28 protein-coding genes and 6 pseudogenes are annotated in these 25,032 nt (G+C 49.0%); 25 read left to right on the forward strand and 9 right to left on the reverse strand.

Translation table 11 applies throughout. The features are described 5' to 3' along the window. Window positions 1-15: 15 nt before the first annotated feature. The 12 genes and pseudogenes from IP582_RS09305 (at window position 16) to IP582_RS09360 (ending at window position 6,984) form a co-directional block, all read left to right on the forward strand. Window positions 16-294, forward strand: coding sequence for a host cell division inhibitor Icd-like protein (locus tag IP582_RS09305; RefSeq protein ID WP_193795731.1), 279 nt, complete (start codon window positions 16-18; stop codon window positions 292-294). Beyond that, window positions 287-541, forward strand: a complete 255-nt coding sequence (locus tag IP582_RS09310) for a hypothetical protein (protein WP_108700605.1) — start codon at window positions 287-289, stop codon at window positions 539-541. The genes IP582_RS09305 and IP582_RS09310 overlap by 8 nt, the downstream gene beginning before the upstream one ends. Beyond that, window positions 538-905: pseudogene (locus IP582_RS09315) on the forward strand (hypothetical protein). The gene IP582_RS09310 and the pseudogene IP582_RS09315 overlap by 4 nt, the downstream one beginning before the upstream one ends. Beyond that, complete coding sequence (locus tag IP582_RS09320; protein ID WP_193795732.1) at window positions 902-2,272, forward strand: helicase RepA family protein; 1,371 nt, start codon at window positions 902-904, stop codon at window positions 2,270-2,272. The pseudogene IP582_RS09315 and the gene IP582_RS09320 overlap by 4 nt, the downstream one beginning before the upstream one ends. A gap of 180 nt (window positions 2,273-2,452) precedes the next feature. Next, window positions 2,453-2,815: a hypothetical protein gene (locus IP582_RS09325; protein ID WP_193795733.1), complete on the forward strand. Its 363-nt coding sequence runs from the start codon at window positions 2,453-2,455 to the stop codon at window positions 2,813-2,815. An 18-nt stretch (window positions 2,816-2,833) separates the two neighbouring features. After that, a complete protein-coding gene (locus tag IP582_RS09330) occupies window positions 2,834-3,163 on the forward strand; it encodes a hypothetical protein (protein ID WP_228007954.1) in 330 nt (109 codons plus the stop codon). Between the two features lie 162 nt (window positions 3,164-3,325). Further along, a complete protein-coding gene (locus IP582_RS09335) occupies window positions 3,326-3,520 on the forward strand; it encodes a hypothetical protein (protein WP_193795736.1) in 195 nt (64 codons plus the stop codon). After that, entirely contained in the window at window positions 3,517-5,433 is a 1,917-nt protein-coding gene (locus IP582_RS09340) for a ClpP-like prohead protease/major capsid protein fusion protein (RefSeq protein ID WP_193795738.1), read from the forward strand. Before IP582_RS09335 ends, IP582_RS09340 begins: the two co-directional genes overlap by 4 nt. Next, on the forward strand, window positions 5,420-5,707 hold the full coding sequence (locus tag IP582_RS09345; RefSeq protein WP_193795740.1) for a hypothetical protein: 288 nt from the start codon (window positions 5,420-5,422) through the stop codon (window positions 5,705-5,707). Before IP582_RS09340 ends, IP582_RS09345 begins: the two co-directional genes overlap by 14 nt. A gap of 153 nt (window positions 5,708-5,860) precedes the next feature. Next, window positions 5,861-6,441, forward strand: a pseudogene (locus tag IP582_RS09350) (tail assembly protein). Beyond that, window positions 6,438-6,788, forward strand: a complete 351-nt coding sequence (locus IP582_RS09355) for a hypothetical protein (protein ID WP_223878761.1) — start codon at window positions 6,438-6,440, stop codon at window positions 6,786-6,788. The pseudogene IP582_RS09350 and the gene IP582_RS09355 overlap by 4 nt, the downstream one beginning before the upstream one ends. A 7-nt stretch (window positions 6,789-6,795) precedes the next feature. Next, entirely contained in the window at window positions 6,796-6,984 is a 189-nt protein-coding gene (locus IP582_RS09360) for a hypothetical protein (protein ID WP_193795741.1), read from the forward strand. A gap of 110 nt (window positions 6,985-7,094) precedes the next feature. On the opposite strand, the gene IP582_RS09365 is transcribed toward IP582_RS09360, so the two are convergent. Further along, window positions 7,095-7,463, reverse strand: a complete 369-nt coding sequence (locus IP582_RS09365) for an STY0301 family protein (RefSeq protein ID WP_193795743.1) — start codon at window positions 7,461-7,463, stop codon at window positions 7,095-7,097. After that, a complete protein-coding gene (locus IP582_RS09370) occupies window positions 7,450-7,851 on the reverse strand; it encodes a BPSL0067 family protein (RefSeq protein WP_193795744.1) in 402 nt (133 codons plus the stop codon). Before IP582_RS09370 ends, IP582_RS09365 begins: the two co-directional genes overlap by 14 nt. Before the next feature lie 418 nt (window positions 7,852-8,269). On the opposite strand from IP582_RS09370, the pseudogene IP582_RS09375 reads away from it, so the two are divergent. The 10 genes and pseudogenes from IP582_RS09375 to IP582_RS25305 form a co-directional block, all read left to right on the forward strand. Then, window positions 8,270-9,592: pseudogene (locus IP582_RS09375) on the forward strand (ClpP-like prohead protease/major capsid protein fusion protein); the annotation flags it as partial. Next, window positions 9,591-12,686, forward strand: a pseudogene (locus IP582_RS09380) (phage tail protein); the annotation flags it as partial. The pseudogenes IP582_RS09375 and IP582_RS09380, both read left to right, overlap by 2 nt. Beyond that, a complete protein-coding gene (locus IP582_RS09385; RefSeq protein WP_193795745.1) occupies window positions 12,686-12,988 on the forward strand; it encodes a hypothetical protein in 303 nt (100 codons plus the stop codon). The pseudogene IP582_RS09380 and the gene IP582_RS09385, both read left to right, overlap by 1 nt. After that, complete coding sequence (locus IP582_RS09390; protein ID WP_193796221.1) at window positions 12,988-13,662, forward strand: hypothetical protein; 675 nt, start codon at window positions 12,988-12,990, stop codon at window positions 13,660-13,662. The genes IP582_RS09385 and IP582_RS09390 overlap by 1 nt, the downstream gene beginning before the upstream one ends. Before the next feature lie 108 nt (window positions 13,663-13,770). Beyond that, window positions 13,771-14,004 (forward strand): cor protein, encoded by a 234-nt coding sequence (locus tag IP582_RS09395; protein WP_193795746.1) that lies wholly within the window; start codon window positions 13,771-13,773, stop codon window positions 14,002-14,004. A gap of 57 nt (window positions 14,005-14,061) precedes the next feature. After that, window positions 14,062-14,469 (forward strand): hypothetical protein, encoded by a 408-nt coding sequence (locus tag IP582_RS09400; RefSeq protein ID WP_228007955.1) that lies wholly within the window; start codon window positions 14,062-14,064, stop codon window positions 14,467-14,469. A 133-nt stretch (window positions 14,470-14,602) separates the two neighbouring features. Next, window positions 14,603-14,941, forward strand: coding sequence for a hypothetical protein (locus tag IP582_RS09405; protein ID WP_193795747.1), 339 nt, complete (start codon window positions 14,603-14,605; stop codon window positions 14,939-14,941). A 1-nt stretch (window position 14,942) separates the two neighbouring features. After that, window positions 14,943-15,362, forward strand: a complete 420-nt coding sequence (locus IP582_RS09410; protein ID WP_193795748.1) for a tail fiber assembly protein — start codon at window positions 14,943-14,945, stop codon at window positions 15,360-15,362. Window positions 15,363-15,610: 248 nt separating this feature from the next. Further along, complete coding sequence (locus IP582_RS09415) at window positions 15,611-16,693, forward strand: acyltransferase (protein ID WP_193795749.1); 1,083 nt, start codon at window positions 15,611-15,613, stop codon at window positions 16,691-16,693. Window positions 16,694-17,086: 393 nt separating this feature from the next. Further along, window positions 17,087-17,238 (forward strand): annotated as a pseudogene (locus IP582_RS25305) (IS630 family transposase); the annotation flags it as partial. A gap of 27 nt (window positions 17,239-17,265) precedes the next feature. Here IP582_RS25305 and IP582_RS09420 read toward each other — a convergent pair. After that, the gene (locus IP582_RS09420) at window positions 17,266-17,541 is read right to left on the reverse strand and encodes a hypothetical protein (protein WP_228007956.1); all 276 of its coding nucleotides are present in this window, start codon (window positions 17,539-17,541) and stop codon (window positions 17,266-17,268) included. Between IP582_RS09420 and IP582_RS09425 the strand changes: the two are divergent. Further along, window positions 17,531-17,695: pseudogene (locus tag IP582_RS09425) on the forward strand (IS630 family transposase); the annotation flags it as partial. The gene IP582_RS09420 and the pseudogene IP582_RS09425 sit on opposite strands and share 11 nt — an antisense overlap. A gap of 388 nt (window positions 17,696-18,083) precedes the next feature. On the opposite strand, the gene IP582_RS09430 reads toward IP582_RS09425, so the two are convergent. Continuing rightward, the gene (locus tag IP582_RS09430; RefSeq protein ID WP_228007957.1) at window positions 18,084-18,398 is read right to left on the reverse strand and encodes a hypothetical protein; all 315 of its coding nucleotides are present in this window, start codon (window positions 18,396-18,398) and stop codon (window positions 18,084-18,086) included. An 86-nt stretch (window positions 18,399-18,484) separates the two neighbouring features. After that, entirely contained in the window at window positions 18,485-19,156 is a 672-nt protein-coding gene (locus IP582_RS09435) for an SOS response-associated peptidase (RefSeq protein ID WP_193795750.1), read from the reverse strand. 1,197 nt (window positions 19,157-20,353) lie between these two features. Between IP582_RS09435 and IP582_RS09440 the strand changes: the two genes are divergently transcribed. Then, complete coding sequence (locus tag IP582_RS09440; RefSeq protein ID WP_039078747.1) at window positions 20,354-20,572, forward strand: hypothetical protein; 219 nt, start codon at window positions 20,354-20,356, stop codon at window positions 20,570-20,572. A 606-nt stretch (window positions 20,573-21,178) separates the two neighbouring features. On the opposite strand, the gene IP582_RS09445 is transcribed toward IP582_RS09440, so the two are convergent. Then, entirely contained in the window at window positions 21,179-22,123 is a 945-nt protein-coding gene (locus tag IP582_RS09445; RefSeq protein WP_071195201.1) for a VirK/YbjX family protein, read from the reverse strand. A gap of 171 nt (window positions 22,124-22,294) precedes the next feature. Here IP582_RS09445 and pphA point away from each other — a divergent pair, with 171 nt between their 5' ends. After that, window positions 22,295-22,939: a protein-serine/threonine phosphatase gene (gene pphA, locus IP582_RS09450; protein ID WP_193795751.1), complete on the forward strand. Its 645-nt coding sequence runs from the start codon at window positions 22,295-22,297 to the stop codon at window positions 22,937-22,939. Here the strand turns inward: pphA and IP582_RS09455 are convergent, their stop codons facing one another. From IP582_RS09455 to rsmF, 3 genes are all read right to left on the reverse strand, one after another. After that, window positions 22,940-23,131 (reverse strand): YebW family protein, encoded by a 192-nt coding sequence (locus IP582_RS09455; RefSeq protein ID WP_193795752.1) that lies wholly within the window; start codon window positions 23,129-23,131, stop codon window positions 22,940-22,942. A 104-nt stretch (window positions 23,132-23,235) separates the two neighbouring features. Beyond that, window positions 23,236-23,475, reverse strand: coding sequence for a YebV family protein (locus IP582_RS09460; RefSeq protein WP_039078750.1), 240 nt, complete (start codon window positions 23,473-23,475; stop codon window positions 23,236-23,238). Window positions 23,476-23,589: 114 nt separating this feature from the next. Then, the gene (gene rsmF / locus IP582_RS09465) at window positions 23,590-25,029 is read right to left on the reverse strand and encodes a 16S rRNA (cytosine(1407)-C(5))-methyltransferase RsmF (RefSeq protein WP_193795753.1); all 1,440 of its coding nucleotides are present in this window, start codon (window positions 25,027-25,029) and stop codon (window positions 23,590-23,592) included. Between the last annotated feature and the right edge of the window lie 3 nt (window positions 25,030-25,032).

Genomic DNA, 25,032 nt, shown 5'->3' on the forward strand with positions numbered 1-25,032 from the left:
ATCGGAGCTAACACTATGGCTGAATTGCAGTCTACCCAAACTCGCCCTGAATTTACATGGCTATTCCTAGCGACACCAAAGCACCAAACGGAGTGCTCTCCTATCGTCCTGCGTTTTGATGCAGACACCGAAGACACAGCCCGTGCCGCCTTGCCTGGTTGGAATTTAATCTTTGCAGCGAAAATCAGGACTGAAAGCCCTTATTCGTTTACCTGGTCTGATTATGAGCGTGCAACTCTCTGGTCGATTATTGGAAGTGAGATTCAACTCCCTCCGGAGGTGCGTCATGGCTAAGTACGCAATCCGGTACATTGGGGACAACAAAACCATTGAACATCATGAAGAGGCTTTACGTATCGCAGCATTAAGCGCAGCACAGGCGAAATTCATTTCTACGCTGCTGGTGTGTTATCCGAATCAGATAGAAAACGAAGAAATATCCGCGCTGGGGCAACTGTTTGAGAGCCTGGCCTACAACGTCGATGAGTTTCTTAAAGCCGAACGTGAGCGTTTTGATAGAAATAGCGAGGTGTGCCCATGATCAGCAACGTCAAATTCAACGAACTGGAAAAACGCTTCGATCTGCTGGTGGATAAAGTCACTGTGCTGGAAGAGAAGGTCAGAGTGCTCACAGATAGCCAGGGTGGAGAAATACCTCCGGGTATGACTCCTGTCGCAACGCTGGCGGCTGAGTATGGCATTTCTACCAAAAGGCCGAGGAACTGGCGAAAAACACAGGTGTGATGCTGGTGAAATTGAAATCCGGTGGTTTTGTTGCGCCTGATGAGAAATTCAGGGAAGCGGCCCGACTGGTTCTCCGCAGCGCCAAGCGTAAATACGGTTCGGCGTACTGGTTTCATCCACTGCTTGGCAAGTTCCAGATGAGCGGAGGCATTCCGAAATGACAGTCCAACTGACAGCAGTAGAGACAGTATCGGATGCCCTGTTTACGTGCTCTTATCTCTGGGCTCATGGTAAGCACTACAGCCGCACTGATCTGGAAAAGGCAATCCACCAGCATAAAGACCCGACCACGCGCTATGGCAAACTGGCGGTACGGTTAAAGCAAATAGTCGAGATGTCGTATGAGGATCTGTGTGATGCCGGTTATCTCGATACCGACCGTAAGCAGATGATTATTGCCCGCCGCTCTGTGCTGGTGGATGAAATCGGCGAAGAGGAAATGAATCTCTGGCTGGCGGACACGCAGCGCATACAGCGAGCATTCCCGGAGGCCACCATTGATAAAAAGCGCTCAAAGCTACCACTTACACGCGGCTCCGAGGGCTATAACGTCCGTCAGGACTATGTGATTAAGCATATGCTCCCGGCAAAGTCACTTTGCAGCATATACGGCCCCAGCGGTTCGTATAAAAGCTTCCTGGCTGTTTCATGGGCCTGCCATATTGCAGCTGGCGCTTCATGGTCTGGTAAGAAGGTTGAGCGCGGCGCTGTGCTTTATGTGGTTGGTGAGGGCGGTGTAGGCGTTCCCCGCCGTATAAAAGCGTGGGAGCAGGTACATGGCCAGCAGGTTGATAACCTCTGGCTGGTTAACCGTCCCGTCTTCCCTGTACGTGAATCCGAGGTATCAGAAGTCATTCTGGCAGCCAGGCAGATCACAGCGGAATGCGCTATGCCTGTGCGGCTGGTGGTGATCGACACGCTGGCGCGTTGCTTTGGCGGTAATGATGAAAACGATGCTCGTGACATGGGAGCATTTATTGAAGGCTGTGACGTTATCAAGCAGAAAACAGGCGCCACGGTGCTGGTGGTTCATCACTCTGGCAAGGATGAGGCTAAAGGGGCGCGTGGTTCCAGTTCGTTCCGGGCAGCGCTTGATGCTGAGTTCAATGTGAAGCGTGAAGGAGAAGGACAGGCGCTAATCCTGTCATGCACCAAGATGAAGGATGCCGAGGAGCCAGAACGTAAAGCCTATGACCTCCGTACCGCCGAACTGTACACGGATGAAGACGGGGAAATGGTATGCTCGCTGGTGGTTCGTGATATGCCTCGTGAGGCTAAAGAGGTTGATCCTGAATTGGCCGGGGTAGAGAAACTTACCGATAACCACATGGCGCTGTGGCAGGCAATCAGAAGCCGGATAGCGCGGGGTGAGCCATGTAACAGGGCTGTCATTCGTGACGACCTGAAAGCTACTGGCATTAATACCAAGCATTATGCTCGCTGGCTACAGAAGTTGATTGATGATGGCTTGGTTATTCAGGATGGTGATTTGCTGACTGTGAAATCCCTGAGAGAAGTGGGTAACTAAGTGGGGTGCTGGTGGGGGATGTGGGGAGCGATGCCCCTAATTCCCCACTTTGCGCCCATATACACGGACTAAGTGGGGAAAACTCTTTAAACCCGCGTCATTACTGGGTTTGAGATGGGTTTGCGAAAATGTAGGTGGGTAATGAGTGGGAAACGAAATAAATGGGGAGGAAGTGGGGAAATGAAAGAAAAAGCAGCTCGTACTGCAGTGGATGGATACTTAATACGATATCGGAATGCATTCCATGAAGTGGCGGAAAAATGCTCTGGAACGCTGGCGTTAGCCCTTATTCAGGGTTTAGTTATGACCGCTGCTGTCATGAAAAAAAATCAATTTCATGGGTTGATGTACTGTTCAATAACATTTATTGCACTAGTTGCTACTGTAGGTTTCTTTACATGCTTTTTAGTCATAATTGATGTAATTAACAAGCAAGAAGAATGCGGTAAGTATTTGAAGTCTTTTATTTTTTTATTTTACATATGTGTCTATATCGGCAGCATACTATCAGCTGTAGCAACATTTAATTCACTTAAGGGATAAAGTGTTATGAATCGACTAATGGAAATTAAAAGCAGGCTTGATTCAATAGAAGACGCACTTAACGAACAATATCCACATTTTAAAGCTAATCAGGAATTAACAGAACAGATCACCAACCTCAAAGACTATGTTGAGGCTGAATATAACAAAATTCAGAAGCAGAAAAAGAAAGGGGGATTATCAGAGTTAGAGTCTGCTTTCATTGAACCCGCTATCAACGAAGTGTATTCAACCTCCTTGGATAAAATCAGACGAGGGTCAAAACCAAGTGAGAGTGTTAATGAACATATCTGCGATACCTCATTCACACTGAATTACTGGATACGTCAGATACAGGATCGTCGTTAAAAACCAGAATTATAAAATGGATTAACGCTAATAAACCGGGATAACCCGGTTTTTTTGCACCTCAATCTTATAAATCTGTATTTCTGATAAAAAATAGTTTACTTACCACTTTTATCGATCAATTATTGTATTTTTACCATCAACCACGATAGGGGGAAGAAGATGGAAGATAGGAACAAATCGACGCGCGATAAGGGTGGTACGGTCCATATCGATGTAGAAACAATGAAGAAAATTGAGGAGTACCAGGCGTTCATTAAAAAGAATCACCCTGAAATGCCTGTCCCCACTAAAGGCCAGATTGTGCGTAGCAGCGTGAATTACTGGCATCACCACACGCTGGGGGGATGGGGATGAAAGGCTGGTACAACATCAAAGCGGCCAGCGATGGCGCAAGTGCAACCATTCAGATTTATGAAGAGATAGGCGGCTGGGGGATTATGGCACAGCAGTTCTCCGAAGACCTGAAAGCACTGGGCGATATTTCCCATATCAATCTGAACATTCATTCACCCGGTGGCGATGTCTTTGACGGCATTGCTATTTACAACCTCCTGAATAAACACCCGGCAAAAATCACGGTGCATATCGATGGACTGGCCGCGTCTATGGCGTCAGTCATTGCGATGGCTGGTGATCGTATCGTCATGCCTGAGAACGCCCTCATGATGATTCACAAGCCATGGGGCATTTCTGGCGGAAACGCAAACGACATGCGCGACTATGCCGAGTTGCTGGACAAGGTAGAAAACGTCCTGATCCCCGCCTATGCACGTAAAACAGGTAAGTCTGCTGAGGTGCTGGCGTCCCTGCTGGAGGAGGAAACCTGGATGGATGGCCGCGAATGTGTGGCGCAGGGATTTGCAGATGAGTTACTGCCGGCTGTCAGTGCGATGGCCCGAATCGAATCAAAACGAATTGAGGATTTTGAACATATGCCCGACAACATCAAAGGGATGATCACCCAGCCTAAAGGCTCTACTGGTTCGATTGTGCCGGAACAGAACCGCATCAACGGTATTAAAGATTTGTTTGCCATGTTTGGTGGCAAGCATGATGCGCTGAAAATGCAGTGCCTGGAAGATGCCGACTGTACACCGGACAAAGCAAAAGACCTGCTGCTGGCCGAAATGGGGCGTACTGCCACACCATCCAATAAAAACGCTTTTTCCCATGTTTATGCGGACAACGGTAACATCGTTGGCGACGGTATCCGCCAGGGGCTTAATGCCCGTCTGGGGCATGAACGCGCGGAACGTGGAAATCCCTATGCAATGATGAGCTTGTTTGAAATGGCTCAGGCTTCGCTGGTGGATCGTGGCATCAGCATCAGCGGATTTGGCAACCGCTCGCAGATTGTGAATCTGGCCTTTACGCACAGTACCAGCGACTTTTCCCATATCCTTGCTGGTGGCGCTGAGAAGTCTGTACTCACAGGCTGGCAGAACAGCGGCGAGACTTTCCAGCAGTGGACTAAAACAGGCTCCCTGTCTAACTTCCATGAAGCAAAACGTGTGGGCCTGAATGGTTTCTCTGAACTGGAAAAGGTGCCAGAGGGGGCTGAATACAAATACGTCACTACCAGTGACAACGGCGTCCCTATTGCGCTGGCGACGTATGGCAATATTTTCTCTGTTACCCGCCAGGCCATTATCAATGACGACCTGAGTCAGCTTTCCACCATTCCCCAGGCTATGGGACGAGCAGCAGCGCGAACGGTTGGTAATCTTGTCTATCTGCAACTCACCGCAAACGCCAGCTTCACCGATGGTAAGGCGCTGTTCCATGCGGATCACAACAACCTCATTTCAAAAGGAATGGATACGGACGGACTGAACGAGGCCCGCAAGGCTATGCGCCTGCAGGAGGATGCGAACGGTGATCCGATTAATGTCATCCCGGCCTATATCCTTGTACCTGCCGCGCTGGAAGGTGCAGCAAATCGCGCTGTGCTCTCTTCCTCTTCTTTGTTCCCTGTGGATCAGAACGGCACGCTGAACCAGAACCCCGGCATTATCAACATGGTGAAGGATATGGCTCAGGTTATTGTGGAGCCACGTCTGGACAAGGCCCATAACAAACAGTGGTATGTAGCCGCCGCACAGGGTACGGACACCATCGAGGTGGCTTATCTCGATGGTATGGATACGCCATATCTGGAGCAGATGGACGGCTTCACGGTCGATGGTGTGGCCTGGAAGGTGCGCATTGATGCGGGTGTGGCCGCTTTGGACTATCGCGGGCTGGTCAAATCGAATGGCGCGGCGTGACAGGAAAAAGGGCGGCTTCGGTCGCCTTTGCTCATTTGAGAATAGCTCTCATTTGAAAAGGTGCTCCTGGACATACGACCTGCCACGGGTCGGCGGCATCGCGGGAAACGGCTGGTTTTCTATATTCGTGGTCATCATCATCATCCGGCAACCTGCTGATTTAAAAGGGCGCGAAATTACAAAAAGTGGCAAAGATGATGGTTTGTATGTTTTTTGTTCGACATCATTGGCATTCAATCATGAAGAAAAAGCAGTGGGTTCTAACGATAAGTGATGTGGCTGAGGTCACTGGATTACATCGTCAAACAGTTGCGAAACACCTGGCGGGTACGCCTCCACTATCCGGTAGCACCTCAAGAAGAAAGTTATTCGATTTAAAAACAGTTCTGAACGTCATCTACAGCAGGAGCAAAAAATCATGCCCATAATGAACCAGGAAGTAATGACAACGATTCGCCTTGGGGGCCAACTGGGTAAGCTTTTTGGCAAGGTCCATCACCGGCTTATCCGAACAACAGGGGAGGCCGGAAGAGCCCTTGCCGCAACTATTCCAGGCTTTGAAGCTTACATGCGGTCAAGTCGTTCGCGCGGGCTAACATATGCCGTATTCCGTGGGAAAGACAGCATTGGAAAAGATGATCTTGATTACCCAAACGCGGGACGTGAAATCCGAATTGTGCCTGTAGTTATTGGCAGTAAACGGGGGGATTACTCCAGACCATCCTCGGTGCTGTTTTAGTCGTCGTTGGAGCATTGACATATGCTTACGGCGGCGCAGCCTTAGTAGCTGGTGGTGCGGGAATGATGGCTGGGGGAATTGTCCAGATGCTTTCCCCGCAGGCTGCGGGATTAGCCAGTAAACAGGACGCCGATAATAAACCCTCCTATGCATTTGGTAGCCCTGTAAACACAACAGCTCAGGGGCTCCCTGTACCGCTTTGCTATGGTAAACGCCGTATCGGGGGGGCAATTATTTCTGCTGGTATCTATGTGGAGGATCAGCAGTGATAAAGACCCCTCAGTTATGGCCGGAAGGTGAGACTTTCATTCGTGAGGTGCTGATACCAACAAAATATGAGCCTTTACCCGTTTTGGTGACTTACATCGTGCCTCCATTCGATGCTGTAGTGGCGACGTGGCAGAACACAGACCCGGAAAAGGCGTACTCACTATTTCGGCAGTTCATCGTTGACTGGGATCAGCAGGACAAGCTCACTGATGACATTCTGATATCTTTTTTGGTGACGTTTCCCGGCACAGACAAAGCAATTTTTAATGGTTGGGCCGAGCATATGAAAGAACGGCTTGCTGTAAGCCTGGCTGTATTTGCTCAGGGTACAAACTCCATCAACTGAGGTTAGTATGCTTGATCGGAATAATATCGAAGAAACATTAAAGGAAATGGCCCGTCAGCAGGGCCATGAACTGAACGGACAGGATAAGCTCATCATCCGTACCCGTCTTAACAGCGCTCTCTCTGCTAAAGAGCGCCACCGTCAGCGCATGACCGCACCCGAATATCGATGGCGCAAGCCCGCACCCCGAAGATAATCCTTTTACCTGGCTGGTGCTGGTGGCCCTGTAATTTATGCATATCTCGTTTCTGTGGGAAAGCAATTGCCAGAACCACCGGCTGTGGGGTATCTGGCAATAAGATGGACTTATTCGCAGGAGGCGTAAAATTCTTCTTTGCTGTATCCATACCACGCAGAACATTTCTGGGCTGTTGCGGGGACTTTTACAGTGGCAGTTTTATGTGTTCCCTTATATTGGCAAACAAGAAATACGGACGTGTTATGTTCCTTCGCATAATCCTGTGAGTCCTTAAGTGTCCATACCATTTCTTCATCTGTATCCGGCAATAATGAAGCCCTTTCTTCTGGCGGGCCGACGAAAACATCAACTAAATTCATTCGGTGTGTTTTATTGCCTTCTTTTAAAACAGACGGGCAGTTTACTTTTTCGGCAAAAACAGAACTGGAAAAAAGTAAGGCCAAGCTACCTAAAATTAATACCTTACTCCACGACATAGTAATTCCCTCCGACGTTTTCGGGGCGCGGTTGCTGAGTGAAGCGGATTGTTCGCTGACTGACAGGGTGAGGTGTTATTACTTTTTCGCCTCGCTTATCGGCACTATGTCCCATCCACTGATCCAGAACCTGAATCCCATTTGCATCTTGCCCAAGGTAAATGGCTGCGTGGGATCTGCCATCGGTATGGTTCCCGTATCTACCATCGGCATCAAACGTTGCTATTGCTGTACCTGGTGCAATCGATGTATTTCCTTTAACCAGTGCACCGCGTCGCCATGCCGCCGTTCTGGGCATATTGGCGGCTTTTTGAGTAAACGCCACACACTGACCGCTGCCAACAGATTTCCCGATATAAGCCCGTGGCGTTGCCGCTATATAAGCCATTTCCTTTATTCCTTTGTGGATTAGTGCTCACATATTCTTTTACATGCCAGATTGCAGGCAAGCGCGGAATGAAGGGAGAGTGGTCGATTAGGAAAATTCCTGGTAGGTGTCGAAGCTTATTCAATTGATGTTGCGTTATCAGTTTCACCAGTATCGCGCAAAATCTCGAAGAGGCGATAAAGGCAACAGGACCATGCATTGAACGGACAGGAGCAACTTATCATCCGTAACCGTGTTGCTAATTTGCAACTCACTGTGCCACTAGCGCATACCCCTGTACAGCACGTCGATATCTAACGTTATTGTTCGGCGTGGTTCGCGCTGCTGTGTATTGCAATATGTATTGCAGTGGGTTTTGGCAACTTTCACCGATAAGAAAATTTATATTCAAATCAATCGCTTCTTTTCAATCCATTGCATGATGATCCACAAACCGTGGGGATTTGCAGGCGGTGACGCGAACGATATGCGGGATTACGCCGACCTTCTGGACAAAATGGAGTCTGTTCAGATCCCCGCATATGCAGAAAAAACGGGGAAATCGGCGGAAGAAATCGCGGCCATGCTGGAAGACGAAACCTGGATGAACGGCAGTGAATGTGTTGCCCAGGGATTTGCAGACCAGACCACACCATCACTGCAGGCGATGGCCTGCATTCAGTCAAAACGTATTGAGGAATTTGAAAAGATGCCTAACGCCATCCGTGATATGATCACGCCGCCGCGCAACACCACGGCGCGTGAACCTGCGAGCCTGGCAACCCCGCAGCAGCAACCAGCAGCCCCCGTTCTGGATGAAAATGCCATTGTCGCGCGGGTTGTGGCTGAACAGAAAGCCCGTGTAAGCGGCATTCAGGATGTGTTTGCCATGTTCGGTGGTAAACACCAGGAACTGCAGGCCGCCTGCATCAGCGATGTCGAATGCACCGTCGCCATGGCGAAAGATAAACTGCTGGCCGAACTGGGCAAAGACACGACTCCGTCCAATAAAAATAACCCGCCCCACATTTATGCGGGTAACGGAAACATCGTCGGTGATGGCATCCGTAAATCCCTGATGGCCCGCGCGGGTTATGAAGCGCAGGAAAAAGATAACTTTTATAACGGTATGACGCTGCGCGAACTGGCCCGCATGGCACTGACTGAGCGAGGTATTGGTGTTTCAGGTCTTAACCCGGTCCAGATGGTGGGGCTTGCGCTGACGCACAGCACGTCTGACTTCGGTAACATTCTACTGGACGTATCCAACAAGGCGTTACTGCAGGGCTGGGAAGAGGCGACGGAAAGCTTCGAATTGTGGACCAAAAAAGGCAGCCTGAGCGATTTTAAAACTGCGCACCGCGTCGGCATGGGGGGCTTCCCGTCATTGCGCCAGGTGCGTGAGGGGGCCGAGTATAAATACGTCACCACGGGTGACAAAGGGCAGACTATCGCGTTGGCCACTTACGGTGAGATCTTTTCTGTCACCCGTCAGGCCATTATTAACGATGATCTCAATCAACTGACCGATGTCCCCATGAAAATGGGGCGCGCGGCTAAAGGGACTATCGGCGATCTGGTTTATGCCGTGCTGACAGGTAACGCAAAACTGTCTGACGGTAAGGCGCTTTTCCATACCGACCATGCGAACCTCAGCTCAGGTGCTATCTCGGTATCCAGCCTGGACGACAGCCGTAAACTGATGCGTCTGCAAAAAGAGGGCGACCGCTCTCTCAATATCCGTCCTGCCTTTATGCTGGTATCCGAATACCGCATTGCTCTATATCGAAGTTGATGCAAGCCACTTTAATGGGAGCGCCCCTAAAGTGACCTGCGTCCCTCTGGGCCGCCGGATTCGTGTGCCGTCAAACTACGATCCTGTTACCCGCGAAAGTTCCGGTGCATGGGCAGGCGACTTCAAATGGGCATACAGCAACAACCCGGCATGGATTTTTTACGATCTGGTGCTGGATAAGATTTTCGGCATGGGCAACCGTGTGGATGCTTCCATGATTGATAAATGGGAGGTTTACGCCATTGCTCAGTATTGCGATGAAAGGGTATCTGACGGTGCGGGCAGTACTGAACCGCGTTTTACCTGTAACGTTTACATCCAGAGCCAGCAGGATGCATACGCTGTTCTGAAAGATCTGGCCGCAATATTCCGGGGTATTACATTCTGGGGTAATGAACAGATTTACGTAAACGCTGATGTTCCGGTGGCAGATCTGGATTTTGTTTATACCGCCTCAAACGTGGTGGACGGGCTGTTTAACTACGCGGGTGGCTCCTATAAAAACCGCTACAGTTCCTGCCTGGTGTCATGGTCTGATCCGCAGAACCATTACAGCGACACCATCGAGGGCGTTTACGACAGCGATCTGGTGGCACGTTACGACATTAATCAGACGCAACTGACTGCTGTTGGATGCACCTCGCAAAGTGAGGCCCACCGCAGGGGGCGCTGGGTATTACTGTCCAACGCAAAAGACGGCACAATCTCGTTTAACGTCGGTCTTGACGGACATATTCCGCTGCCTGCATCCGTTATTGGTGTTGCGGACCCGTTCCGCGCCGGAATGCAGAATGGAGGGCGAATCAGCGCAGTAAACGGCAGGAATATTACGCTGGATCGCGCTGTTGAATATGCGTCCGGTGACAGGCTGGCGCTGAATCTCCCCGACGGAACAACGCAGACACGCACCATCAGCGCGATCAGCAGCGATAAAAAGACCGTCACGGTCAGTACCGATTACCGGCTGGCTCCCGTTGCTGGCACAGTGTGGGCCATTGACAGTGACAGGCTGGCTATTCAGCAATTTCGTGTGACGTCCGTTGCTGCAAATGACGACGGGACATTTAACGTGTCCGGTGTTCAGCACGATCCCAATAAATACCGGTTTATTGATGATGGTGTGCGGATCACGCCTGCACCGATTACGGTAACGCCGATATCTGTGCTGCCTTCGCCGAAAAATATACTTATCAGCCAGACTGATTTTATCGATCAGGGGCTGACTGTCGCCAGCCTGAACAGTACCTGGGACAAGGTTGATGGTGCTGTCCGGTACCAGGCTCAATGGCGTAAGGACAATGGCGACTGGATTAACGTTCCGGTTGCCAGTGCCCAGGGGTTTTCCGTTCAGGGCATTTATTCCGGCAATTATGATGTGCGTGTGCGTGCCCTGAATGCGCAGGATTCGTCGTCGCCCTGGGGTTATGCCGATACGACCCACCTGACGGGGAAAAATGGTACACCGGGCACGCCGCAGTCACTCCTCGCTTCAAATGATGTGGTCTGGGCTATCGACATTACCTGGGCGTTTCCTGACGGAGCCGGTGACACTGCATACACCGAACTACAGCGCGCCACCACGGACGATAAGGCAAATCCCGAACTGCTGACACTGGTGCCTTATCCGGCGGCCAGCTATCAGCACGGCCCAATGCTGGCGGGTGTGCGGCAATGGTATCGTGCACGGCTTGTGGACAGAATTGGCAATGTCGGCGAGTGGACCGCCTGGGTAATGGGGCAATCATCGGTTGATGTCAGCGCCATTTCTGCTGAGATTCTTGAGCAGATGAAGGACACCGCGGTATTTAAAGAAATCATCGAAAACGCAGTGGAAACCAGTAAAACCGTTGCTGACCTCGCCACAGCAATTACCCAAAACGCCGACCAACTGGCGGCGGCAGTGGGCGCGAACCGGCAGACGGCAGAGGCCATCATTGGTAATGCCCTGGCCATCGCTGATGTGGTGGTCAGGCAATCTGCACAGAACGGCGCAAACAGCGCCTCATTCACTCAGTTGCGGGAGGTGATTGCCACAGAAACACAGGCCCGCGTTACGGACGTGACGCGCCTGGAGGCGAAAACCGACCAGAACGCGGCACAGGTAACGCAGCTCACGCAGGCGCTCGCCGATGAGACGCAGGCCCGCGTCACGACGGTTGATACACTGACGGCGCAAACGGAGGACAATGCCGCTAACGTAACCCAGCTCACACAGGCGGTGTCCACGCTCGACAGCGCGACGGCGAGCCGGTTCGATGAGCTATCAGGGAAAACGGCTAATGCGTCCGGTGGGGTGCAAAACACAGCTATTGCACTGATTCAGAACACACTGGCGCAGGTGAGCCAGCAGGTAAAACAGAGTGCGCAGTATGGTGCCAACGCGGCTGGCATTAATCGCGTTGATAATGTGATGGCCGATGCAACGAAAGCACTCAGCGAGTCGCTGAAAGCCCTGGACGCGGCCGCTGGCGGCAATACATCAAACGTGACTGATTTTTCGAAAGCGATGGCGGATTTCAGTCAGGTATCGGCGACGAAAATCAACTCACTGAGCGTTACGGTAAACGGCCAGGCTGCCGCAATTACCACTAACGCCCAGGCAGTAGCGGATATCAACGGCAACCTGAACGCGATGTACTCGATAAAGGTTGGCGTGGATGTCAACGGCGTGCAGTACGCGGCAGGGATGGGGCTGGGTGTTCAGAACACTCCTTCAGGCATGCAATCACAGGTTATTTTCCTTGCTGACCGCTTCGCTGTTATGTCTCAGGCTGGTTCAGCCGTCACGCTTCCGTTTGTTATTCAGAACGGCCAGACGTTTATTCGTGACACGTTTATCCAGGATGGGACGATCACTAACGCGAAAATTGGGGCGTATATCCAGTCGAATAACTTTGTGGCAGGTTCTGTAGGGTGGCGGCTGGGTAAAGACGGCACGTTTGAAAACAACGGCAGTGTTGCTGGTCAGGGAGGCATGCGACAGACCAACCAGAAAATTAGCGTCAGGGACGCCAATAATGTATTGCGAGTACAGTTTGGGCTTCTGGATGGGGTGTTCTGATGGCTTATGGTATTCAGACATGGGACGCTAACGGCGTCCCGAATAACTATGGAATTAAGCCAGTTTCTGTTATTGGGCGCATCCCTTTGTCAGCGGGGCAGACATCAGGGACCTGGAGTTTTACGGTACCCACTGGTTTTAAAGTTGGTTTCGTCGTGTCGCTTGATGTTGGGGCTGTGAGCGTAGGTCGTCACATTGTGACCGCCGGGAATACCATTACTCTGTCGCCAGCCAGTGATATCGGGACTGGTAATTACCCGGCGTCAACCTGTGAATTAGTCGTATTTATGGAGAAGGCGTGATGGCTGATTATGGGGCAATGATTCTGATGGATAATGGCAATCCGTTTGTTACGCCACAATCCACGCCGTTTTGTCTGTACGCCAGAGTCAGCATTAACTCAGCCCAGAATGGATCGGCACATGCTGCATCGACTACGATAGCCATCGACGCATCTTACCCGGCACTGGTTTTTTGCAAAACCACGAATACGGCGCAACCTACCGGCGTCGGGGCGAGCAGGTCAGGAAATAGCATTTTTGTAAACTCAAACAATGCTTACGGACAATCGCACACGCTTACCGCGTATGTCTTCGCAATATTTCCTCAAACCCTTCCGTCATGGGGCTTCGCTATATGGGATGCTGCCGGAAAACTGGTGCTGACAAATGAAAGTAAGGTATTGAGTGACCTGGTGACAGTCGGCACACCGGGTGTAAATGGTGGAATAAATATTGACCAGACGCTGAGCGGTTCATGGGCTGTTGCTCCCGGCATGCTGGGGTCTACAAACGTTCAGAACAACTCAACACAACCACCGACCATTATCAATATTACTGCATATTCTGCCGCGCGGTTTGATGGAGCAAACACCCGAATAAATGCCGCACCCGGCACCACAGCAACGGGTGTCCCTGTCGGGAGCACAAATACAGGAATAGCACTGACGGCGATTAATACAGCCGCCTGTGATTAATTGATCGTTTTAATCGATCGTTTATGGATAATTGATCTATTAAATCTATTTTAAAGCGGATTAGTTATTTTGTAATGTGTATATTCACTCTCTTTACGAGAAGTTAAAATGCATAAAATAATTATTTCCTTATCTCTGGTGTTATCTCTGTCTGCCTGTTCAGGCATTCTCGAAAAGCAAAATCCTGTCTGCGAAGCAACTGCCAATATAGGTGAGTTGCCACATACCGTACAGATTTACGGGGTGCGCACAGTCGCTAATCAAATTGAATACAGGGCTGGGTATCCATTTAACTGGCAATGGGTGAATAAAAATAATTTCACCGCGTCTACCTGCAAATAAATTTAAATCACATCAAATAAACCCGCTCCGGTGGGTTTTTTTATGCCTGGAGAAAATATGATTTACACAACTGGCACTATTGCTATTGCCAGAAACACGCTGACGGGTACTGGCACAAATTTTACAGCAGCAGGCTCGTTAATCCGCGTTGGGTGCACTCTGGTCACTCTGGCAAACCCGGTACAGATATTCCAGATAACCGCAATCGGCAGCGCAACCCAGCTCATCGTAACGCCTGCGGCAAACCCGGCAATTGCAGCCGGTACCGCTTACGCCATCCTGCTGAGCGATTCGCTGAGCGTTGATGGACTGGCACAGAATATTGCTGAAACGCTGACGCTGTATCAGCGGAATATGAGCGGTTTCGCTGACGTGATGAACGGGGCGGGTGACGTTACTATCACGACTAACGGTGTACCAGTAACAGTTCCCGGCCAGAAATCGCTGGCAAAAAAAAGGGGCTAATTCAGATATCACCAGTCTGTCGGGGCTAACGACCGCATTGTCGCTTTCATAGGGAGGGACCGGGGCGACAACCAGAGACACCGCGCTGTCCAATCTGGGTATCACCTATGTCAGATCAGGAACAAACGCCAGCGTGATAAAAATTGGTGATATTTATCAAATGGATTTCCTCATAAGTGGCGGGGCACCAGTAGGAGCATATAACCCATCAGTGGTGGGAGGTCTGACTTATTATACTCACTACTATAAATTAGCCCTGCCGATGGCATTACCAAACGGCATTATGGTCGCTTTGGCAAATATCATAGGTGACAGGTTTGGTAATCAAAACCCCGGATACAATGCAGACGTAAAAACATGCAGAGACAACGATAACGGCACCGGGCTATTGACAACATATTTAACCGTCAGCGTTAAAGCAGTTCAGACAGGCTGGATCCCGTATCTTAATGTAAGAGTGGTGGGGTATTGATATGAAATATTTTTACAGCATCAGCACGCAGGGATTTTACCTCGATAACGGTATGCTGGATGCGTATGAAGCGGCTGGCTCACTACCTGCGGACCTGCAAGAAATCAGCGAAGCTGACTATCTGGCGTTTTTTAATCCTCCTGCTGGCTTCGCGGGGATATTTGACGAGAACGGCCCACGCGTTTCGCGACTGCCAGAACTGGACCCGGTGGCGATAGCAGAAAATCAGCGGCGGCTGTTGCTGTCAGAAATCGCCCCGACCATTTCTGTATGGCAGACAAAAATCCTGGTGGGTATGAAACTGAGTGATTCAGAGACTGCAGCCCTGCATGCCTGGTTGAGCTACAGCGATGCGCTGAATGAGCTGGATATCACCGCGCCAGATATTCAGTGGCCTGAAAAACCCGCCCCAACCTCCTGAACAGCACATTGCGCTGCACTGAAACCAAAAAAATCTGCTGCTTGAGGGCAACAACAATCAGCTCTTGGTTGAATCGTGATTTTTCATCAGCGCCACAATCCGTTCAGAAAAGTGTTTATCATGCCGGAATTCTGTTTCTGAATAGATCAGAATTTTAGAGTAGTGTCATAGCTAACTGTGCAAGGGAATGAGAAAACATGTAATATTGCAATTCCTTCATTACATTGAAATGTGTATCTTCGATTTTTATGACTAATTCTTCTTTTAAGGGCGTACAGGCGTTGAGAGGATTTGCAGCGCTTAGCGTCGTGTTGTTTCACTTCCGGTGGAATATCAATGCGGTTAATCCAGGTTTAGGCGATAAGCTTTTCGGCTGGGGGGCAACCGGTGTAGATCTGTTCTTTCTTATAAGTGGCTTTGTCATAACTCTGAGTGCGGCCAGATCCCCTCAGGGAATAAGAGGAATGCTAAGTTTTTTGAAAAAAAGAGCATTGCGAATATTACCTGCCTACTACATTATTTTGTTGTTCACTTTTTTCCTAACGGGGGCAATGAGTACGTTTCACTATCAAGACAAAACAGCCAATTTAATAAGTGCAATTACTTTTATGCCGATTATGTCTGACCACGCACCTTTCTATGTAGATGACAACGGAGTGTATGGCATAAGATGGACATTGAATTATGAAGTCATGTTTTATATTTTCATTTCAGTAGCTTTGCTTTTTACAAAGCGTTGGATATGGAGTGGGGTTTTCTTTGCGATAAGTTTAATTATACTTCCTATATTGTTAGGGTACTCATTAATTTTAGAACCAGAAGGTTATAAAACATCACATCCATTACTCGGCCTAATAACGAATCCAATAATCTGGTTGTTCATTGTAGGTATGATGCTTGGTTTGCTCTTACCTTACCTCAAATGGGTCTCTCCTAAGGTTATGGCGTGCGCTACCTTTTTTATCATAATTTCCGCAGCATATTTTTTCAGCCATGGTTTGTTTACGGGGCATGGAATACTTAGTTCAGGATGGATTTATGCTTTGATACTAATCAGCGTAGTGCTGTCGGAAGATGTCATTGGTAAATATGTTCCGAGTGTTTTATTATGGTTGGGGAATATATCATTCTCACTCTATCTTATACATACCTTAATGAATAATGGAATTGGGAGTCGCTTTTCAATTATCGGTCTAGAAGACGGCTACGGAAGATTTTTACTTTCGCTGGCTCTCTCTATCGCACTATCCTGGCTATCGTGGCTTTATATTGAATATCCACTTTCACATGCAAAAAAAAGGACAGGCAACCTTAGGGGTACATTGCCTTAAATAATCATCATCGAGCATTTATTAATGCGTTAGAGAGATAATTATTAATGCAAAAGCAATAGATAATGCCCATCATGATTTATTTGTGATGGGTATTACGCTTATCAATTACAGGTCCATTAAATCTGTAATTAATGCTGCTATCGTAGATACGCCCTTCGAGTCAACATTAATTCGTCGTCTGGTAGTACTAGTAATGATTCCCTTTCCGACAGCGAAAGAATCAATCTTCTTGTGACCTACCCCCCATTGCTTAAGATACCTTGCTGTAAGTATACATTCCGAATGTCTGCTCCTCGCTCACAGCAGGCATAATGATCACGAAACCTGTCTGCTGCGTGGCAGGAGCGTACATTGCTAAGATAGGAACGTACTAAGCGGTGGGGGAGGTCAGAGCGGCAACGGCAGGCGCTGCATGATACGATAACCCGCAATCATCAGTACTGCTCAAAGGGGGAGTTGCTGAAAAAGGTTCGCCATTTTATAGAACCGCCAGCTCATTTCCCAGGGAAAAACATGAACAGGAAAAAGTCTGGCGGTATTAGGCACGGCTATTTAGGCTTACTATATCATTAAGACAAAGGCTCAAGACGAAGAAGATGTGATTTTGCCTTTTCTATGAGCTGTAAGAAGTCATCATATTGAAACTCAAGGATATTGTTTTCGTTTGTGTAAATAATAATATTCACTGATTTCCTGTCTTGTGATAGTGATATTTCACCCCACTGGACGCTATTAAAAGAGAGTTCTGCATAAAGATCTTCACGATCAACCGAGCTACCGACGCTATATTCCAGCATAAGATGTTTCCGCTTATTTTCAAAATAGGACTGAGCGATGCCAATCATAGCACCACTATCATGTGACGAACGACGCCTGATGCAGAAAGCTATCCATATAACACGCGATAAAAATTATGGCCGCAGAATTACATCTGTGTTGAAGCTTCATCGGGTTGAACGGGTCAACGATGTTGCCAGAATATTCTGGACAGGCAAAAGTGGAGCGATATTAGGCTCAGCAATAGCATCGGTAAGTAATGGACTTTCAATTGTCGCAAAATTTTTACTGACTGGCCCCGTTTAGCTAATACACTACACCCTTGTTAGCGGCAAAAGCAAATGCGAACTTCCGCTCCTCGCCCAGTACTGAAAATCACCAAAGCCAACGTCGTCTGGGTTCTTGCCAGGCTCCCTGCCACAGGTCAAAACGTGTGAGTGGTTCAAGTTTTTTAGAACGGCAGCCTCACCCGCGGATGAGAGGCTTCGCTCCGAAATGGAAATACCGAAAAGGCCTTCATCGACCGGAAATATTTCACATTCTGATGTCAGAGATCCCAATGTTTTTTCTATCTTGTTACGTTCTGCTTTGATAATTAATTGAAGTCCCATCAGCTTTTAAACTCCACAATGGCTACCTGCTCAAGCGCTTGCCTGACCTGCGCCTGAACTTGGTCAGGGATAGATTGCCCTCTGACGTCATAGACGACCCGGCAAGTTTGAATGTGCGGTGGAAGCTGCGATAGTCCCCAGCATATTCTGGCAATATTGTACGCAATACTGAGTTTTATCGATTCCGGGGATTCCAGGCTGTGGTTGGCCACAAGGAAAAACTCGCCGCGTTCTTCATTTATAAACTCCGGGGTAAACATTACGCCTCCCTTCCATTGTCTTCGCCAATTTCTGGCAAATGAATGCTTTTTCATCAACGCCTTATCTTAGCAGGGATCCTTTTCGAGTCACGATGTCCACTTGTCGCTCATAGCAGACGGCTTAGTATATCTTGTAAGTATTAACGAATCGGGTCGATTAACTCCCATCCTTGATTTTTAACATTACCCACGGCACGTGTAACAGCGTGCCAGACAAAGTTATCAGCCGATACTGCACCATCGGCTGCAATTTCTCCCGCTTCCTTCCCGCCATTGTCCTGTCGCATCCATTCCCGGGCTGCTTCCGGCGTCAATACCAACGGTCTCCTGTCGTGAATATCGACCATGCCTTTATCAGCAGCGGAAGTCACAATGAGAAACCCCTCAGCCTCGTCGCCACGTTCGAACGGGGTGCTGCCGATCGCAGCCATGAAAATTGGTTGGCCGTCAGCGCGGTGAATGAAGTATGGCTGTTTCTTGTCGCCTTCCTTTTTCCATTCAAACCAGCCGTCAGCAAAACAAATAGCCCGGCCATGCTGCCATAACGGTTTAAACATTCTGCTGGTGGCTGCCGTCTCGACGCAAGCATTAATCAATGGTGCTTTATCCCACCACCCGGGAGCGTAACCCCAGATTACAGGATCAAGATGTAGTTTCTCGTCACGTTCAGTGAGCAGGAGAACTTTCGTGCCAGGAGCGACGTTATATCGGCCAATCGGCTCGGGGTCATAAGCTATGTCGCGTTCGGCTTCTTCCACTAGGTATACCAGATATTCTTCACGCGTTTGCGCCTGGGCAAATCGTCCGCACATGTGCACCTCCAGCCAGTCAGACTAAAAGTATAGAGAAAGAGAAAAAAGCGGCGCGCACCCGTAAGCGGATTAAGATTTAAAAGTGGTTCGGAATGTAATTTTTTGGCTCTAATCAATAAGCAGTCGGGGCAAGCTTTAGGAAATTAACACGGGCCGAAAATAGGTTATTTCAGTGAAAAAACCACACTAAGTTTGTCCGATTTTGGTCCGAATATGTCCGAATTACTTAGCAACTTGCTGATTTTAAAAGGGCACAAACACATGCTTGATTGGTTAATTAATGTGCAGATTGCCTATTAACTTATTGAAAATAAAGGGTTGTGATATATCTGGGCGAGAAAAGGAATCGTATTCGGTCTTTTTTTGCTCTTGGTTTCCCAAAAGAGCCAAATCAGGGCATACAGATAACAGACAAAACTTTCTGCATACGATGTAAACCATAACATACTCTGCACCGCGGGCGTCCAGGTATTTTTTGGCATTTTAAGTTCTTGTAGCCAGAAGACGTTGCGCGAAATTCTCGTCCCACTCCTTTACGATAGATCAGCTGCTATCTGAGGGGCATCCTTATGTCTGTGGTGTTATCTCAGGGGAGACGAACCCTGGAAGAAGCATAGGCGTAAGATTCATTACTGCAGAACCCTATCATCCGGTTATTGGCTTCAAATATTCATGCCGCCCCATTGCATATAGCGGTAACGATCCGTTCACGATTGATGAATATCATCGACAGATCGAGACCTTTAATAAGCTCAACAGCGAAATTTGTAAATAAAAATCCCTCAGGAGAGGGAAATCCGCTCTTCTCCTGAGGGAAGCAATTGCTTGAAAGCTAATAAATTCTTCGTTACGACCCTTAGTTTGCTAATTATAAAGAATATATGCTTTGAGAATCGTCCTGGTTTTCATTAAGCAACTATTAGCCAGCTATAGTCATTGCATCCATGCTTCATTATTATTCCTTGGTAAGCTTCATTCACCGCTCTGTCCGAGCGGTTTTTTTTGCCTGAACAAGCGTCAGGCACCTGGCCTGGTTGGTAAAGTCTCGAAGTGAAATGGGTGAGCGGAGAGTGGGTTTCCGTAATGGCGCCGCCGCTTTCTCCTTCAACCTTGTCATGATGCCTGAACATAACAAGAGACGATGACCGAAAGGCTGTGCTAATGTCGTATGCAATTTAAACAACTGAGGATAACGACATGAGCAAAGATGTTGTGGTAATACTCCCCGGTGGAAAGGTCGATCACATCTCGGTGGCGGACGACCTAAAGAAGGTCAGCTACAGAAATGATCAGCGCTCCTTCCTTGATATGCCGATCGAAACGTATGTGCTGGATGGCAAAGAGTTCCTGATAGCCAAGTTTTCTGAATTAGTCACTACGCGTGAAACTGAACAGGCCATTCGTCAGTTTTATTAACCTGCCACCAACAACTGCATTAAACCGTGGTCTGTACGGGAAAATGATTTTCCCGTGTTCTGCAGATGGCGCATAAATGATTTTGCACGTGTTAGAAAGGCCTCACGTCGAGGCCTCGCATCAGGAGGCTTTTTTAGGCCATCTCCGTCTGACTGGAATACAGGCTTTTGCCGTAAGACGTGAGCCACACCCTGAACAAATTGCACCGTGAGGGTAATTGTTATCCGGGCAAAATTGCGTGAAAAAAAACGAATTTCCTTTGCAGACAGGACAAACGAATTTTAAGGTTGGAATAGCCCCTCCGGGCCGTTAAATGGAAAAACCACAGTAGCATGAAAAAAAAGCCTTGAAAGATATATCGTTACGTTTTAGCCGTATCATCTCGTTTTTTTACTATATGAATGCGCTGCATCAATTTGTGTGCTGACCAGCAGAACCGCGATGCGCGCCAGACAAGAGCACGTTATTGGTAGAATGTTGGGGTGGAGATATTTAGTAAATAATAGGAATAAAATAATAATTACTGGCAATAAAAATGAGAATAAATAAGGTATTGATACCAACAGTAATAACAAAGAGCAGTGGTGATACCACTGCTCTCAATATTTAGCGGAAAAAATCGGCCAGACTGCTATTCATATCGTCGAGTAACTGGAAGCGGCGGCGATATTCGGCACGTTTTTTACTTGGGATACTCTCAAGCGGTTTCCGTTCCAGCATTAATGGCAAACGCCAGCGCCAGGCATTATCTTTCTCACCATCAATAGAGGCCCAGAACTCATCATAGCTGGCATGGAAATGGCGACCTTTGCTAAAGCGGTAACGCAACGCGCGAAAGACATGACCATCATCGCTAACGCCATAAACCGCGCTAATGCCGGTGTGCGCGCACATCTGCCACAGCACTTCTATCAGCAAACGTTTAGGGAAAATACCGTAGCAGGCACGTGTTGCCACTTTGATGACTTCATGGGAGATGTTTCTGCGGGGACCCTGCAGACCGCCAATCACTAAGGCACGCTGGCCTTTTTCCTCGATTACGCTGAATGTGGCGCTCGCCAGCAGGACATTGTTGCCGTCGTACAGCCACAGGGTGCTTTCGCCTTCACGCTCTGCTTTATGGGCGCAGGAGGCAAAAACGTTAAATTCGGTATCATCTTTACCTTTGCACTGCAAGATGTGCTGATGGTTGACGGCGGTCATTGCATCGGCAGCTCTGGCTGACAGGCAACTGTCAACCCACTGATAGTGGCTAACAATCGCATCGGCACGCTTTGCCGCATTGAGCCCCAGCGTCAGATATTGACGATGCGATTTACTCGGCAGTGTCACCTGGGCATTCAGTAAACGCTCAAATCCTGGACGTTGCGATAATGCGCTCAGCATTTTTACCGTTGAAGACCAGAACAACAGCGAACGGAGCAGGAATTTAAGGCGATAATTTCGTTTAGTCCAGATAGGGCCAGGAACCAGACGTCCGGAGACCAGCTCGCGAATAATATGCTGATGGTGATTTTGCAGGTGTTTTTCTTGCAGACTGATATTAGACACGGTAGGACCCTCTGAATGTTCAATAGCTATTCTAGGGATTACGCCGTGGCAAATTAACCTGAACACTGTGGTTTATTTCGGGTTCGTTTAACGAGGATTTAAGTTGCGCCGAATTTGAACATGATTACGCAGAGTCAAGTCTCCTTTCTATACTAAAAATAAGGGGGAGTTATGTATCAACGTATCGATGGGAATACCTGGCGGCATATCTGGATCGTAGGTGATCTGCACGGCTGCCATCAGCGTCTGTTGAATGAACTGCGCGAGCGCCACTTTGATCCCTATAAGGATTTACTCATATGTGTTGGCGATTTAATTGATCGTGGTCCTGACAGTCTGCAGTGCCTGCAACTGCTTAAACGACCGTGGTTTAAAACGGTCAGGGGAAACCATGAGCAGATGGCTATCGACGCGCTTAACGCGGGGGAGATGACTCTCTGGTCATTCAATGGCGGCGCCTGGTTCAGTAACCTCAGCGAAAAGGAACAGCACAGAGCTTACGATGCGCTACGGGAATGCGAGCAATTGCCTTACATTATTGAGCTCCACTGCGCCAGCGGCGTCAATATTATCGCCCATGCCGATTACCCGTCCGATCATTACGCGTGGCAAAAACCCGTAGACAAAGAATCGGTGCTCTGGCGTCGTGAGCGTTTGAGTGAACATCTGGCGGGGAAGGGGGTAGCCATTGCCGGTGCAGACCACTTTTGGTTTGGCCATACGCCGCTTAAACATCGCGTAGATGCCAGCAATCAGCATTACATTGATACCGGCGCCGTCTTCGGCGGTGAAATGACGTTAGCGCAGGTACAGTAGTTAAAAATCACTGTACTCCTGGGCAGGGCGCCAGAAGCCGTCAATAAAATCTTCTACCGCATAGCATCCGCCATAGCGCAGACGTTGTACTTCCATAGCGACAAGACACTGTTGTTCGGTATTAAAGACATCCACAACGATGTCCTCACACCCACCGTCCAGGTAGCAAACAAACAAGACCAGAGCGAACATTCCATCCTCGGTTCATTACAGCATGATGTAATTGTAGGGGATGATTGGAGGCAGGGGAAATCAGGCAGGTAAATAACCCGTCTCATGGACGGGTTCCCATTGAATCAGGCAAGACGCATGACCCAGGTATCAGATTTCTGATCGTAATGCTCGCGGTATAAAACTGAATGTTCGCCGTCAAGGATCGCCGGAATGCTGGTTTCCGCGTCCCAGGCGTCAAGCTGCATACATAAATCCGGGTCGGATTTACAAGGGATACGCAACGTTCGCTCACCCTGTTTTTCTCCTTGCAGCTCGGCATCATCGATTTCGAATGCGCCAATGCGCACGTTGGCTTTCGTCATAATGCTCTCCGTTGATGGTAGTCATGTGGTACGACCAGTGCAGCCGCCCAACATTCAGCCTGGTACAACACAGAGCAAGATGCCAGTCAGAAAATGCTGTTTTTTTGCTCGCCGTCACGTATTGCTGGCGAACAAACGGCCATCCCTTACCAGTTCGCGTGGATAGCTATTTTTAAGTCTGCTGCCCACTTTTTTCGCCAGACCCAGAGGTTGGCGCTGATAAGTCACGATAACATCGTCTTTTGCCGGAGGGGTTTCCGGATAAACATCGCGCCCGCGATACCACTCTTCCGCCTCCTGATGCGTGAGTTCAAAGGCGAGCGGGTTATCCACTCCCGCCAGGGCGATGACGGCCTCATGCTGCCAGCGATAACCTTTATTATGGCTTTCAGCGAGCTTGATACCAGGCCGTGAGAAGCGCACTTTGCCAATAAGCGGTTCGATGTGTGCCGGGAACAGCCAAACCTCTTTATCCCGTTGCCACAGTACCAGGTCTTCGTGCCAGTGCAGGCCAACGGCGGCCGCTGCATTAACTAACTGAGCCTCTTCCTTAGGCTTCATACGGGCAAACGGGAAGTTACCCACTTTGTAGCCTGGGGAGGGCAGCGGTGCGATAGCCGCGGTTTTACGCAAACGTGCGACAAAGAACCCTTCGCAGTCATAAATTTGTGGGAAAACATGTAAAAAGCCTTCCTCCGTCAGCGCTTGTTGCGCACCCGTAAACAGCGTATCAAGGGGCAAAAATTCCACTGCGTCAGGATATTGCGCTTTTAGCCAGTGGCATATGGCTTCGTTCTCGTCGCGATTTAGCGTACAGGTTGAATAGACCAGCGTGCCGCCCGGACGCAGAGCATGAAAAGCACTATCGATCAATTCGCGTTGGGTTGCGGCAATCTCAAGGTTACTGGTATGCGACCAGTTCTTTAATGCATCCGGATCCTTACGCACCACACCTTCGCCAGAACAGGGCGCATCAAGCAAAATGGCATCAAACATCTCTGGCAACGCGGGGCCGAAGACGCGGCCATCGAAATGGGTTAACGCGACATTAGATACACCGCAGCGGCTGATATTGGCGTGCAGTACTTTCACGCGGCTGGCGGAATACTCATTGGCGAGGATGGCGCCGCGATTGCCCATACGCGCGGCAATTTGGGTGGTTTTTGAACCCGGGGCCGCCGCAACATCCATGACTCGTTCAGGCATTTCGCCATCGGCAAACAGGGCGCTAACCGGCAGCATGGAACTGGCTTCCTGGATATAAAACAGGCCGCTTAAATGTTCTGCGGTGCTACCGAGCGGCAACGCCTCTTCATCATCCCGCTCAATCCAGAACCCTTCGGCACACCACGGAATTGGCGTCAGTTGCCAGCCATAAGGCGCAATCAGCGTCAGAAAATCCTCAACGGCAATCTTGAGCGTATTAATTCTTATACTGCGTCGTAAAGGCCGCTGGCAGGCCGCGATAAATGCGTCGAAGGAGAGATGGGCTGGCAGCAAATCACGCATTTGTGCCAGAAATTCGTCAGGAAGATAAACAGCGTTTTGAGCCACAGG

The sequence above is a fragment of the Citrobacter sp. BDA59-3 genome (assembly GCF_015167655.1).
GTDB lineage: Bacteria > Pseudomonadota > Gammaproteobacteria > Enterobacterales > Enterobacteriaceae > Phytobacter > Phytobacter diazotrophicus.